Source organism: Streptomyces sp. L-9-10 (assembly GCF_004151105.1).
Lineage (GTDB): Bacteria > Actinomycetota > Actinomycetes > Streptomycetales > Streptomycetaceae > Streptomyces.
In genome coordinates this window covers 1-12,690 of the sequence record NZ_PHRF01000134.1, presented here as the reverse complement: position 1 = coordinate 12,690, position 12,690 = coordinate 1, and the positions used below count along the sequence as shown (strand labels likewise).

Here is a 12,690-nt window from a genome sequence, read left to right as displayed (position 1 = left end):
TCTGGGGCCCGCCACTCCACCGCAACAGCGGGTACCCGCCCTGCTCGACGCCGTCCTGTGCTTCAAACTCGACAACCGCGGCCTCATGCTGGCCCTGGAGGAGAGCGGGGGCAGCAGTCCGTACCAGGCGGAGCACTACGAGCGATGGCACGGCCTGCTCCAAGCCGTACTGGAGCGGATCCCCGGCCTGACCGACGGCGACTTCACCGCCCACGCCCTGCTCGCCGCCACCCGAGCCGACCTCGTCGAGCATCTGGCCGGAAAGGATCACGTGCCGCGCGAAAGAATGCGTGCGCAGTTGGCGGACTTCACCGCCAGGGTGCTGGGCTCCGGTCCCCTCCAGGGATGGACGGCGGAGGACTGAGCGAGGATCGCGCGGTCCCTCCGTCACCCGCACGGCTTGTCGTTCCGCCGCCCCGCCCCTGCCCGCGGGTGAGGGCTGGTGGTACGAGGCGAAGTTCGGCGGTTCTCCAGATGCTCGGATGTGTCCCCAGGTCACTATTCCGTTGCCTCACACGGCCGCACCTGTGATGATCGGCGGATGCTTTCGACTGTTCCCGACGGGCGCGCAGGAATCGACGCGGCGCTGGTCAAGCGGCTCATTGCCACGCAGTTTCCACAATGGGAGCGTCTGCCGGTCGTCCCGGTGGCGGTGGACGGCTGGGACAACCGCACCTACCGCCTCGGTGAGGACATGACAGTCCGTCTGCCCACCGCCGCCGGCTACGCCTCCGCTGTCGACAAGGAATGTGACTGGCTGCCCCGCCTGGCGCCCTCCCTGCCGGTGGCAGTGCCCACCGTCCTGGCCAAGGGAGCCCCGGGCGAGGGATATCCCTACTCCTGGTCGGTACGCCGCTGGCTGCCCGGCGAGACGGCCTCCACCGAACGCATCAACGACCTGTCCCAGTTCGCCGCCGACGTGGCCGGTTTCCTTCTCGCCCTGCAGCGCTGCGACGCCACCGAGGGCCCCCTCGCGGGGGCACACAGCTTCTACCGCGGCACGTCACCCGCCCACTACGACGCCGAGACGCACCGGTGCATCGCCGCCCTGGGCGGCCGCGTCGACAGCGTGCGGGCCACCGAGGTCTGGCAGGCGGCACTCGCCGCCGAATGGCGTGGGAAGCCGGTGTGGTTCCACGGCGACGTCGGCGGCAACAACCTTCTCGTCGACGGCGGCCAACTGTCGGCCGTCATCGACTTCGGCACCTCGGGCGTCGGCGATCCGGCCTGTGACCTCACTATCGCCTGGACCATGTTCCGTGAGGACAGCCGCGAGGCGTTCCGCCAGGCGGTCGGACAGGACGACGGCACTTGGGCCAGGGCCAGGGGCTGGGCACTGTGGAAGTCCGCGCTGACGGTGGCCGAGTGCACGGATCCCCGAGACGAACGGGCTGTCATCCATCTTCGGGTGATCGACGCGGTACTGGCCGACCACGAACGCTTCGCGTAGTCGAGCCCCGGGCACCGGCACCGTCCTTCACACCCGCGGCACTCGCCTGCCGACTCCGCGTCTCATGAGACGGACCGAGGGGCAAGGCTCAGCGAACAGGCACTCACGCCCACCGCGTCCTCAGGTTTTCGGTGGCGCTATGCGACGGGGTTCTTGAGCAGGACCCGGGCGAGCCAGTCGGTGCGGGTTCGGCGGGCCGTTGCCGAGATGCGTGCCTGTGGGTACAGGGCGTCGAATCCGTGGAAGCCGCCTGCCCAGACGTGGAGTTCGGCCTGGCCGCCGGCCGCCCAGACGCGGGTCGCGTAGGTGGTGTCCTCGTCGCGGAAGACCTCGGCGGAGCCGGTGTCGATGTAGGTGGTCGGCAGGCCCGAGATGTCGTCGGCCAGGGCCGGGGAGACGTATGCGGGTACCTCGTCGTCGGCGAGGTCGCCGAGGAGGCAGCGCCATCCGAACGCGTTCATCTCGCGGGTCCAGACACCGGGCCCGTTCGAGTACTGGCCGCTGGACGTGGTGGTGTTGCGGTGGTCGAGCATGGGGCCGATCAGGACTTGGGCGGCGATTGTCGGGGTGCCGAGGTCGCGGGCCAGCAGGGCGACCCCGGCGGCGAGGCCGCCGCCCGCGCTGGCGCCCGCGACGATGATCCGGTCGGGGGCGATGCCCAGTTCGGCGGCGTGGCCGGCGATCCAGAGCAGTCCTTGGTAGCAGTCGTCGACCGGGACGGTGCCGGTGGCCTCGGGTGCGAGCCGGTAGTCGACGGAGACCACGACCGCGCCGAACTCGTCGAGCCACTCCAGCGGAATGTCGATCTGTGAGAAGCGGTCGCCCATGACCATCCCGCCGCCGTGCATCCAGTAGACGCAGGGTGCGGCGGTGGTGCGATCGGTGTTCGCGGGGCTGAAGATCGACAAGGGGATCGGGGTGCCGTCCGGACTCGGAACGGTGACCTCGCGTCGGTCGATCGCGCGCCCTTCGAGGAGGGGTTCGACGGGCATCGAGGAGAAGGGGCGTACCTGCGCCAGCATTTCCTGGCTGAGCTGGGACATCAGCGGCATGTCGGCCGAGAGTTCACGCAGTTCGGGGTCGAGGGCGGGGCGTGCCGTGGTCATGGTCGTCGCCTTTCGTGGGTGGTGGTGGTGGTGCGTGGGTGGTGGTGGACGGTCGGGCGGGAAGAGGGCTGCCTCGGCGGGCGCCGAGGCAGCAGGAGCTGCGGTGCGGGTGTGGGTGTGGGGTCTTTGGCGGGCGTCTTCGGCGAGGGTCTCGGCGAGGGTCTTCGGCGGGTCAGAAGGAGGCTTTGCCGCGGACCGGGACGTAGTCGGTGTACGCGGAGTCCTTGGCGAGCAGTGGGCCGATCCGCGCGACGATGGCCTGGGCGGTCTCGCCGGCGAAGACACGGTGATGGTCCTCTTCGCTCGTCCAGCCTTCGGTGACATGGACGACGTCGGGGTCGGACGCGGAGCGGGAGACGAGGTAGACGAGGCAGTGCTCGCTCGCGCCGGGGCTGCCCTCGTTCAGTCCGGTCAGCAGCAGGTCGACGAGCTGGTCGCCCATGGCCGGTCTGGCGGTCAGGGTCGCGTTGAAGCCGTAGTTGACGATCATGGATGCCTTCTTCTTCGGTGATGGAGTGCGGTGATTCCATTCAACCGACGTGACCTGCGGAAACGTTAGACCGATGCTCGTGCGTACGTGCACGATCCTCGCGGCCGCCGGAGCCATGGTGCGGAACGGTGCTGCAATGGACGCATGGACCTCGATGAACTCCGCACGCTGCTGGCCCGCCATGCGCGGCCCGACTGGACCACTGCCGTCGACGGCGTCCTCATCTCGAAGGTCGATCGCCCTGATCCCCCGGCACCCTCGATGTCCGGTACGGTCCTGGCGGTCATCGCCCAGGGCGCCAAACGCCTCGCCCTGGGGGAGAGAGTGTTCGAGTACGGGCCCGGGCAGTATCTGGTCGCATCCGTCGATCTGCCGGTCACGGGGCAGTTCATCCAGGCCGACCCCGAGCATCCGGCGCTGGGGTTCGGCCTCGTCCTGGAACCGTCCGCCGCAGCCGAGTTGCTGCTCGGGGCCGGGCACGGAGACACACCCCGCATGAGTGGCGGCGCGCCGTCGGGGATCGCCGTCAGTGACGCTCCGGCCGCGCTGCTTGACGCGGTGGTCCGGCTGCTGCGCCTGCTGGACGAGCCCCGCGACCGGGCTGTACTGGCCCCGCTGGTCAAGCGCGAGATCCTGTGGCGTCTGATCACCGGGGAGCAGGGTGCGACGGTTCGCCAGTTCGGCCTGGCCGACAGCAGCCTCAGCCACATCTCGCGGGCCGTGCGCTGGATCCGCGAGCACTACGCGCAGCCCTTCCGGGTCGAGGACGTGGCGCGGCAGTCCGGCATGGGCGTCTCCGCCTTCTACCGCAACTTCCAGGCGGTGACCGCGATGAGCCCCATCCAGTTCCAGAAGCAGATCCGGCTGCAGGAGGCCCGGCTGCTGCTCGCCACCCACCCCGGAGATGTCACCGGGGTCGGCCGGCGCGTCGGCTACGACAACCCCTCACAGTTCAGCCGGGAATACCGCCGCCAGTTCGGCGTACCCCCCAGCCAGGACGCCGCCGGCCTGCGGAACACCGTACGCACCCCGGCGCACCTCCTGCCCTGAGCCGGGCGGGCCGCACGGGAGGATCGTGCAAGGAGCGGCGAGGATAGCTCTACTATCCGCGCAGGTCACAGCGGTTCAATGGGATCACCGGTCCTCCCGGGGACCAGGAAAATCCCTGTCCATCAGGAAAGTACCTGTCCATCCGGACGGGATCCCACCACATCGCAAGGGGCACATCATGAAGACGGTTCTGATCACTGGCACCTCATCCGGGTACGGGCGGGAGACCGCCCACTACTTCCACGCGCAGGGCTGGAACGTCATCGCCACGATGCGGACGCCGCGTCCGGACGTCCTTCCTGAGTCGGACCGGCTCCGCGTCGTCGAGCTCGACGTGACCAGGCCCGAGAGCATCACCGCCGTGTTCGAGGCGGCGGGCCCCATCGATGCCCTGGTCAACAACGCGGGGGTGCCCTCGGTCAGCGTGTTCGAGGGCACCCCCATGGCCCGAGTGCGGGAGGTTTTCGAGACCAACACGTTCGGTGTGATGGCGACGACACAGGCGGTGCTGCCCCAGTTCCGCGAGCGCGGCTCCGGCGTGGTGGTCAACGTGACCTCCAGTGTGGTGCTGGGGCACATGCCGCTCTCGGCCGTCTACAAGGCGAGCAAGATGGCCGTCGAGGGGTTCACCGCATCTCTCGCGCTCGAAGTCGAACCGTTCGGTGTGCGGGCGAAGACGGTCGAGCCGGGCGCCTGCCTGACGACCAACTTCGCGGCCAGGGCGACGAACGGCGGCTCCCTGGACGAGCTCGTTCCGGCGCCGTACGCGGCGTTCGTGAAGAAGGCCATGGACGGCTTCATGGAACAGGACGTGTTCACCAGGGAGAGCGACGTCGCCGAGGCGGTATGGCGAGCCGTGCACGACACGACGGGTCAGCTGCGCTTCCCCGCCGGTCCCGACGCGGTCCGGCTGGCCCAGGCGAAGTGATCGACCAGCAGGCGTGATGACACCGCACTGAGAGGTTCAGCGGGACGAGGGCCACGAAGGACTGGGCGTGCTCCTGCGTGCCCGCCGACGTCGAAGCCACGAAGGTGCGGAACCGCTCCGGCAAGGCGCTCGGCATCTACCGCGGCTGGGTATGAGTGGGCGCCGGCTGGAAGGCAGGCGTCTCATCGAAGCGTTCGGACGGATCTGGGCCGTCGGAACGCCGTGTTCTCTCATCTGGAGTGCAGGATCCGAAATCGATCGGGTTCCGCAGGATCCCGATCAACGACCTGGATCGGCGTCCCAGCCCATTGCCAAACGCTGACCCCTGGCACGCGGGAGAACCGGATCCGCCCGCGGGTACCTACGACCGCGACGCGCGCCCAGGCTTCCGCGGTGCGCGACCGGTCCGTGCCGTGAGAACGCAGCACATCGGCGAGGACGACAACCGTGTCGTAGCCCTCGAAGGCGACGAAGGAGGGCGCCTCGCCCAGTCGCTCGCGGAGGGACTTCCCGACGCGTGCGCCGAGTGGGGTGAGGCGCTCGGGCAGATAGCGCAAGAACGGGGTACCGGCGCCGTCGGCGCCCAGCGACGTCGCCCATGCGGCGAACTCCGGTTGCCCGGCCGGAGCACCCATCATGATCCCGGTGAGGCGCTCGTCGCGGCGGACGGACTTGACGATCGGCACTGCCGGCTCTGGGTGGCCGACCAGAAGAAGGAGGGCTGTCGCGCGACTGTCGACGAGTGCGTCGCACACGGCCGCGGGGGTGAGCGCGCGCATATCGAGTTCGGTGACGGTGCCGCCGCGTGGGGTGAGATGGTCCCGCAGAACGCGGGTCCCAGCTGCCCAGTAGACACTGGGCTGGGCTGCTACGGCGATGCGACGGTGGCCCGCGCCGAGCAGGAAGTCCGCGTAGACCTGCCAGCCGCGGGACTGCGGCGGGGCGAGGCGTGCGACCCATTCCGTTGGCTGTTCGGTGAGCGCGTCGAGAACCGCTGACGAGCAGAGGAACGGCAGACCGAGGGCGTCGGCCCTGGTCGCAGCGGCGCGAGCGACGACGCTGTGATACTCCCCGGCCAAGGCGGCCACACCCAGGCCCGCCAATTCGTCCACGGCTGCCGTGGCCCTGTGTGGATCAGCCGCGGTGTCCCGGACCACAAGCTCCAGTGGTCTTCCGGCGATCCCTCCTGCTTCATTGACTTCGTCGGCGGCCAACTCAAGGCCGGCGAGCAGGTGTTGGCCGGCCTCGACCCACCCGGGCCGGGTCAGCGGAAGGAGAGCGCCGATCCGGACGGACGATCCGCCGGCCCGGACGGACGATCCGCCGGTCCGCTCCGACCCGGATGGCGGGGGTGGTGTATTCATGCCTGGGCGTCTCCGTTCTCGTATGACGATGCGTATGCGGGAGTCCACGACATCGAACCAGCCCGCACAGTTGCTTACGGCCACATCCGTCGGATCTCGATATCGGACCCGAAGGCGGGGATGTTGCATACGTGGTGCGCCTGGCACGCACACGGGATGCGCGGGACCGTCGGCATCTACCCTGGGACGCCGTCCGGCGCCCGGTGGTGTGCTCTGGTAGCAGCCTTGTCCCCCGCGAGTAGTTGTCAAGATCTGTGAGTGGGAGGCGCACCGACCCAGCGGTGACAGGCGTCTACGTCGACGTTGCTGCCGCACACGATGGTGATCGCATGCCGGCCGGCGAAGCGTTCACGGTCTTCGAGGACCGCCGCGATGCCGAGCGCGGACGACGGCTCGACGACGAGGCCGGCGCGGTCGAGGAGCATCCGCATACCGGCGATGATCGACGCCTCCTGAACCAGGACGGCGTCGTCGGCGACCAGCAGGAGATCGTCCAGGACGGCCGGGATGGGAAACCGGCCGGCGACGCCGTCGGCGATGGTGTCGGTCGAGTCGGTCGTGACGACACGCCGTCTGCGCCACGAGTGTGTCATCGCCGGTGCGCCCAGCGGCTGGACGCAGATCACCTCGACGTCGGGCGCCAGAGACTTCACCACATCTCGTGGTCGCCGTCGACCAGTTCCAACCCGGCGCCCAACGCGCGAATGCGATCCAGCTTGGTCACCGTCGCGAAGCGGGATGCCACGACGGTCACGTCGAGCCCCCGGCCGTGGCCGGACCAAGCGAGGGCTTGGCCGAGGTTGCCCGCGCTGGCACACACCACGGCTCGCGAGCCGTGGTCGGCGAGCCGGCTCGCGACGACCTCGGTGCCGCGGGCCTTGAAGCTGCGGACCGGGTTCGCCGTTTCGAGCTTGATGCTCACTGTGCACCCGAGGTCGGGCTCCAGCGCCTCGCAGCGGTACAGCGGAGTGTCGAGAAAAATCGGGTCGATGACCCGGCGAGCCGCCCGGATTCGAGCTGTGTCGAGACGCGTCTCCTGCACGACACAGCAGCGTAGTGCCGTCAAGCCTCCGTGTCAGCGTGGGGTGAGGACGCAGAACTCGTTGCCCTCCGGGTCGGCGAGGACCGTCCACGCTACGTCGCCCTGGCCGAGGTCGATGTCGGTGGCGCCGAGAGCCCGCAGCCGGGCCGCCTCCGCCGCTTGATCGTCACCGGGGTACGGGCGGAGGTCGAGATGGATGCGGTTCTTCACGGTCTTCGCGTCGGATGTGCGGAGGAACTCCAGATACGGGCCGACACCCTCGGCGGAGCGCAGCACCGCCTGATCGTCGGTCACCTCGTGCAGGGTCCAGTCCATCGCCTCGCCCCAGAACCGGGCCATGGCCCGCGGATCCGCGCAGTCGACCACCACCGCGGCCATCGGCCCGGTGTCCCGGTAGATGGATCGCGGCTCCAGCACGCAGAACTCGTTGCCCTCCGGGTCGGCCAGGACCGTCCACGGAACGTCGCCCTGCCCCACGTCGGCGGGCGTCGCGCCGAGAACCTGGAGGCGTGCGACCAGCTCTGCCTGATGGGTCGCGGAGGTGGTGGCAAGGTCGATGTGCACACGGTTCTTCACCGTCTTGGGTTCCGGGACGCGAAGGACGTCGACGCAGAGGGCGACGGGGTCGGGATAGACAAGGCCCACGGGTTCGAGGTTCGTCACGCCGGGTTCCTCGCTGTCAATGCTCCAGCCGAGCACCTCCGCCCAGAACCGGCCGAGCGCGGAGTCATCCCGAGCATTCATCGCAATTTGAACAAGCCGTGTCGCCATGCCGCCGACCCTATGCACACCGCCCTGCAACGACAAACGCATATACCGTCACCACACAGAGCTCAACTCGCTCTACAGGCGCACTGCTCAGCTCGCCAACTGCCGTGCTCAGTCACACTGAAACTGGGCAGACCGGCTCAACACCCCCGCCGCACCATGGCTCCTCGCGACAACCGGCGATTTGGACACGTGAAGCACAACAGCCACGCGGGGGCGATCAGACAACCAATCCTCGGCGAGCCACAACGATTGGTTGGGCCGCCCTACGATGGACCAGTGGACACCGAGGGATTGCGATCGTTCGTTCGGGCAGCCGAGCTCGGACGGTTCCAACAGGCGGCCGATGAGCTGGGCGTGACACAGCAGGCGATCTCCAAGCGAATCGCCGCGCTGGAGCGCGCGCTGGAAGTGCGCCTGTTCACACGTACCGCGCGAGGGGTTGAGATGACGCTCGACGGTCAGGCATTCCTTCCCCACGCACGGAGTGTCGTCGCGGGAGTCGAGCGCGCCATCGCTGCGGTCAGGCCGGGCTCCCGGGCCCTTCGGATCGACGTTCTCGGCCTGCGAAGCGCGCAGTCCGTCGTTCTGCACGAGTACTGGCAGGCGCATCCCGAAACCAATCTCGACGTGGTGACCCTCAGAGTCGACGACCCACGGGTGGCGGTCGCCGCCGTCGAAGCGGGCGACATCGACGCCTCGTTCCGTACCGTCACCGACCCGGGCCTGCTGCCTCCAGACGTGCACATGATCCACGCGTTCGACTCCCCGCTGGAACTTCTCGTCGGCCCGGGACATCCGCTCGCCTCCGCACGAAGACTGACGCCACCGCAGCTGCGTAAGCACCGGATCTGGGTGCCGGGTATCGCACCCCTGAGCGAATGGGCGGAGTTCTACGATCAGCTCGCCACCGACTTCGACCTACGCATCGACGCGGCAGGCCCGCACTTCGGGGACGAAGTACTCCTGGACACCCTCGCGGGCTCCACGGACGTGGCCACCCTCGTCGGGGCACGCGACCGGTACATCTGGCCGACGAACTACGACCTGCGCCGCATCCCTATCGTGAGTCCGACCCTCGCATACCCACTCTCGCTCATCCTCTCCAGAACGAATCACATCCAGGGCTCCGCGGAATCATCAGCCACCTGGGAAGTCTGCCAAGGCTCCCCGAGACGGTCTGGCTCCCTTCCTGGGCAACGGCGCCACAACACGGCGACGGCGACGGCGACAGCGACAGCGCTCACGCTCGCACGTCCCCATCCCGACAAAGGTGACTCGACCGGCTGCTGACAGCAGCCTCCACCGGCGCCGAGCGGGCCTTATCCAGTCACCGACACACCAAGAAAGGATCGCGGCATGTCCAGCGACCGTCTCATGCGTATCCACAGCGACGAGTTCCAGGCGATGGCCGAGCGAGTCCTGCGGGTCACCGGGCTCACCTCCCGCCTGAACGTCCTGCCTTTCGAGGACGAAGCGGGCAAGGCGGAACTGTTCGAACAGATCCTCGGCAAGCCACTGCCGCCGAGAGTCACGATCTATCCGCCCTTCTACACGGACCATGGCCTCCACCTCGACCTCGCCGAGCGCGTGTTCATCAACCAGAACTGCACGTTCCTGGACTATGCCGGCATCCGTCTCGGTGAGCGCGTGATGGTCGGCCCGAAGGTCACGTTCATCACCGGCGGCCACCCGGTCGATCCCGAGGAGCGGCGGCTGTACCTCACCGGCGCACCCATCGACGTGGCGGAGAACGTGTGGATCGGAGCCGGTGCCACGATCCTGCCCGGCGTCAGTATTGGGCGTGACGCCGTGGTCGCCGCCGGCGCGGTCGTGGCCGACGACGTTCCGCCGGCAAGCCTGGTGACCGGTACGAAAGCCACCGTCCACCGACGGTGGTGACAACCCATCCAGGGCCTCCGCGACTCGGCATCGCCTCTGCGCTCGGCGCCAATCCGTCGACGGGCCTTCGGTCATTTCGAGGCGGTCCACCGGGTTTCGTTGCCGGACGAGCAGGACAGGCCGATGACCTCCGCCAGTCGGTACGGCGAGTTCTGGACCGTGAACAGCTCATCACCCCGTTCCTGGAGCCCGCGCGCGCATCGGCTCGACTTCGCGGGCGTGGTCGCCGATCTTGTCGGCTGCACGTGAATGTGATCGAAGGTGCCGTTTCGGTGCGTTCGTGTCGCTGTCACTGTGACCGTTCGCCGAAGGACACAACATCCGGGGATTGAAGGGAACTTGGGTACGCTCCAAAGCGCGCGGGTGAACAATCGCCTCTCGCCGTTGAACATTCACTGACCAGGGCTTCGCGCAGGGCCTGCCGGTCCCGATCATGGGGAGTCGCCACTCCGACTTCCCTACCGAAGGACCGCCGTGACCCGTTGGAGATCCGTCCTGGCCACCCTGTCTGTCGCGTTCGTGGGCGCCACCACGCTGCTCTTCGCCCCGCCCGCACAGGCCGCCCCCAGTGACGCCGACCTCGCCTACCGCTGGGCGCCCCTGCATTATCAGGACACCTCGTCGAAGTACTACTCCGCCGACTACCTGGCGCCGGTGAACTACGACGGTGACTGGAACACCCTCAACAACTGGGAGAACCTCGACGCCAACACCTCACGGCTGGCGGGCACCGCGTACTACTCGGTGGTCGAGACCGAGACACACTGGTACATCACCTACGCCTTCTACCACCCCCGGGACTGGAAGGACTACCCGCTGAACCTCTTCTCCCACGAGAACGACATGGAGGGCCAGTTGGAGGTCGTCCGTAAGGACGGCAGCGAGTACGGCGCCCTTCAGGCGGTTGTGACGCTCGCACACGACAACTTCTACTCGTACACGCCGCCCGGCAGCCCTTTCACCGACGGCCGCGAAAGCATCGACGGCACCGTGATCATGCAGGCCTACGACGGTGCGGCGCACCCGACGAGCTTCCAGGAAGCGCGCGGTCACGGTGCCTACGCCTGGAACGGCGCCGACTTCCCCGGCGGCGACGGAATCGTCTTCAAGCCGAGCCGCGGTGCGGGTTCGGTCCCGACCGGCGGCAACGACCGCGACGCGCGGTACGGACTCACCGACCTCACCGCCTCCGACAGCCTCTGGGGCCGTCGCAACAACAGTGAGACGTACGCCGAGTGGGGCACGTTGCGCGGCGACAACGGCAAGGCCAACGCGGCGCACACTCCCTGGACCTGGGACGACATGAACGACGGCAGCGACCTCCAGGCGGGCGTGATCGCGACGGATCCCGCGTACCTGGTCTCCCGGTACTTCGGTAACACGGGCGATCTGAGCCTGACCTATCTGCGCAACCCTTACCGCGCCTGAGAGTTCAGCGAGCGGCCGTTCCGGGCGGCTGGGCCCCGCGGCCGCCCGGAACGCGGACACGCACTGTTTGCCACGGGCTTCCTCAAGGATGGCGATGCGTCAGCCTGTGAGTTGCGGCAGTACGCGGGCGCCGTGGGATCCGCGAGCGCGCCTATGGCCCGGAACTGCCTGAGCGCTGGCTGTTGGCCGAATGGCCCGCTGCCGAGGACGAGCCGGTGCAGTTCTGGCTCTCCGACCTGCCTGATGACATTCCGCTGGTCACGCTCGTACGGCTGGCCAGGCTCCGCCGCAGGATCGAGCACGTCTACCGTGAGATGAGGCAGGCCCTGGGCCTGACCCGCTTCGAGGCCCGCACCTGGAAAGGCCGGCATCGCCACGTCACCCTTGTCTCCGTAGGCGTACGCCTTCTGTACCTCCAGCGACTGGCCGGAACCCCCGGAGGAAACGGCACCGGGCAGTGACCACTTGGTACGCCAGGTGCGGCTACGTCTTCCTCGCCCGCAACAGCGGCAGCCCTCACGGTCTGGCTCCGAACATGATCGGCCAGGGTAAGTGTGTTGGGTGGGGTGTTATTGGGGTGTGGTGGTGAGTTCGTTGTAGACGGTTTGTCCTCGGGTGGGGGTGAGGTCGAGGGTGGTGAGGATGGAGGCGTGGATGATGTTGGGGAGGAGGTGGTGGAGGAGGGTGCGGACGCGGTCGGTGAGGTCGTGGTAGTCGGTGAGTGCTTGGGACATGGCCTGGATGCCGGCGAAGCTTCCTACGAGGACGTCGGCGCTTTCGGCGGGCTGGACGTGGGGGAGGAGTTCGCCTTGGGTCTGTGCTTTTTCGAGGTGTTCGCGCATGACGGTGGCCCAGTTGAGGAAGGGGCCGCTGCGGTCGAGGTCGTGTGCTTGCTGGTCGAGTGAGAGGCGGACGCCGGCGCGGACCATGGGGTCGGTCTGGAGGCGGTGGGCGTGGAGCATGATGACGTCGACGACTTCCTGGATTTTGCAGGCGCGGTCGGGGACGGTGAGGCGTTGGTCCTGTTCGCTGAGTACGCCGTGGGCGAGGTCTTCCTTGGACTGGAAGTGGAAGTAGAGGGCGCCCTTGGTGACGCCTGCGGTGGTGAGGATTTCGGTGATTGTGGCCGCCTGGTATCCGTGTTCTTCGAACACGCGGGCTG

General features: G+C 68.1%; 12 protein-coding genes and 3 pseudogenes. 9 read left to right on the top strand and 6 right to left on the bottom strand.

All coding sequences use genetic code 11. The features are described 5' to 3' along the window. Both CU044_RS29725 and CU044_RS29720 read left to right on the top strand, forming a co-directional pair. Positions 1-364 (top strand): annotated as a pseudogene (locus CU044_RS29725) (TetR/AcrR family transcriptional regulator); the annotation flags it as partial. 177 nt (positions 365-541) lie between these two features. Next, on the top strand, positions 542-1,450 hold the full coding sequence (locus tag CU044_RS29720; RefSeq protein WP_129771847.1) for an aminoglycoside phosphotransferase family protein: 909 nt from the start codon (positions 542-544) through the stop codon (positions 1,448-1,450). A gap of 137 nt (positions 1,451-1,587) precedes the next feature. Here CU044_RS29720 and CU044_RS29715 read toward each other — a convergent pair whose 3' ends face one another. Further along, positions 1,588-2,556 carry an alpha/beta hydrolase gene (locus CU044_RS29715; RefSeq protein ID WP_129771846.1) on the bottom strand — a complete coding sequence of 323 codons (969 nt, stop codon included), beginning with the start codon at positions 2,554-2,556 and terminating at the stop codon, positions 1,588-1,590. Positions 2,557-2,728: 172 nt separating this feature from the next. Beyond that, the gene (locus tag CU044_RS29710) at positions 2,729-3,046 is read right to left on the bottom strand and encodes an antibiotic biosynthesis monooxygenase (RefSeq protein ID WP_129771845.1); all 318 of its coding nucleotides are present in this window, start codon (positions 3,044-3,046) and stop codon (positions 2,729-2,731) included. A gap of 144 nt (positions 3,047-3,190) precedes the next feature. On the opposite strand from CU044_RS29710, the gene CU044_RS29705 reads away from it, so the two are divergent. Further along, a complete protein-coding gene (locus tag CU044_RS29705; protein WP_129771844.1) occupies positions 3,191-4,096 on the top strand; it encodes an AraC family transcriptional regulator in 906 nt (301 codons plus the stop codon). 178 nt (positions 4,097-4,274) lie between these two features. After that, positions 4,275-5,024, top strand: a complete 750-nt coding sequence (locus CU044_RS29700) for an SDR family oxidoreductase (protein ID WP_129771843.1) — start codon at positions 4,275-4,277, stop codon at positions 5,022-5,024. A gap of 230 nt (positions 5,025-5,254) precedes the next feature. Here the strand turns inward: CU044_RS29700 and CU044_RS29695 are convergent, their stop codons facing one another. From CU044_RS29695 to CU044_RS29685, 3 genes and pseudogenes are all read right to left on the bottom strand, one after another. Then, a complete protein-coding gene (locus tag CU044_RS29695) occupies positions 5,255-6,388 on the bottom strand; it encodes an ABC transporter substrate-binding protein (protein WP_129771885.1) in 1,134 nt (377 codons plus the stop codon). Between the two features lie 245 nt (positions 6,389-6,633). Then, a pseudogene (locus CU044_RS29690) lies at positions 6,634-7,430 on the bottom strand (pyridoxal-phosphate dependent enzyme). 33 nt (positions 7,431-7,463) lie between these two features. After that, complete coding sequence (locus CU044_RS29685) at positions 7,464-8,201, bottom strand: VOC family protein (protein WP_129771842.1); 738 nt, start codon at positions 8,199-8,201, stop codon at positions 7,464-7,466. A 276-nt stretch (positions 8,202-8,477) separates the two neighbouring features. Between CU044_RS29685 and CU044_RS29680 the strand changes: the two are divergent. From CU044_RS29680 to CU044_RS29665, 5 genes and pseudogenes are all read left to right on the top strand, one after another. Beyond that, a pseudogene (locus tag CU044_RS29680) lies at positions 8,478-9,475 on the top strand (LysR family transcriptional regulator). Between the two features lie 82 nt (positions 9,476-9,557). Then, on the top strand, positions 9,558-10,100 hold the full coding sequence (locus CU044_RS29675; RefSeq protein ID WP_165371999.1) for a DapH/DapD/GlmU-related protein: 543 nt from the start codon (positions 9,558-9,560) through the stop codon (positions 10,098-10,100). A gap of 123 nt (positions 10,101-10,223) precedes the next feature. Continuing rightward, positions 10,224-10,349 carry a hypothetical protein gene (locus tag CU044_RS40105; RefSeq protein ID WP_275670234.1) on the top strand — a complete coding sequence of 42 codons (126 nt, stop codon included), beginning with the start codon at positions 10,224-10,226 and terminating at the stop codon, positions 10,347-10,349. A 225-nt stretch (positions 10,350-10,574) separates the two neighbouring features. Next, entirely contained in the window at positions 10,575-11,528 is a 954-nt protein-coding gene (locus CU044_RS29670) for a hypothetical protein (RefSeq protein WP_129771841.1), read from the top strand. 182 nt (positions 11,529-11,710) lie between these two features. Continuing rightward, positions 11,711-11,989, top strand: coding sequence for a transposase (locus tag CU044_RS29665; protein ID WP_240045923.1), 279 nt, complete (start codon positions 11,711-11,713; stop codon positions 11,987-11,989). A gap of 108 nt (positions 11,990-12,097) precedes the next feature. On the opposite strand, the gene CU044_RS29660 is transcribed toward CU044_RS29665, so the two are convergent. Continuing rightward, positions 12,098-12,690: ScbR family autoregulator-binding transcription factor (locus CU044_RS29660; protein ID WP_129771840.1), on the bottom strand; the 593-nt coding region annotated here is incomplete at its 5' end.

Bases quoted from the DNA above. Each gene is read 5' to 3' on its own strand.
- CU044_RS29720 (WP_129771847.1), top strand. From the start codon at position 542: ATGCTTTCGACTGTTCCCGACGGGCGCGCAGGAATCGACGCGGCGCTG.
- CU044_RS29715 (WP_129771846.1), bottom strand. From the start codon at position 2,556: ATGACCACGGCACGCCCCGCCCTCGACCCCGAACTGCGTGAACTCTCG.
- CU044_RS29710 (WP_129771845.1), bottom strand. From the start codon at position 3,046: ATGATCGTCAACTACGGCTTCAACGCGACCCTGACCGCCAGACCGGCC.
- CU044_RS29705 (WP_129771844.1), top strand. From the start codon at position 3,191: ATGGACCTCGATGAACTCCGCACGCTGCTGGCCCGCCATGCGCGGCCC.
- CU044_RS29700 (WP_129771843.1), top strand. From the start codon at position 4,275: ATGAAGACGGTTCTGATCACTGGCACCTCATCCGGGTACGGGCGGGAG.
- CU044_RS29695 (WP_129771885.1), bottom strand. From the start codon at position 6,388: ATGAATACACCACCCCCGCCATCCGGGTCGGAGCGGACCGGCGGATCG.
- CU044_RS29685 (WP_129771842.1), bottom strand. From the start codon at position 8,201: ATGGCGACACGGCTTGTTCAAATTGCGATGAATGCTCGGGATGACTCC.
- CU044_RS29675 (WP_165371999.1), top strand. From the start codon at position 9,558: ATGTCCAGCGACCGTCTCATGCGTATCCACAGCGACGAGTTCCAGGCG.
- CU044_RS40105 (WP_275670234.1), top strand. From the start codon at position 10,224: ATGACCTCCGCCAGTCGGTACGGCGAGTTCTGGACCGTGAACAGCTCA.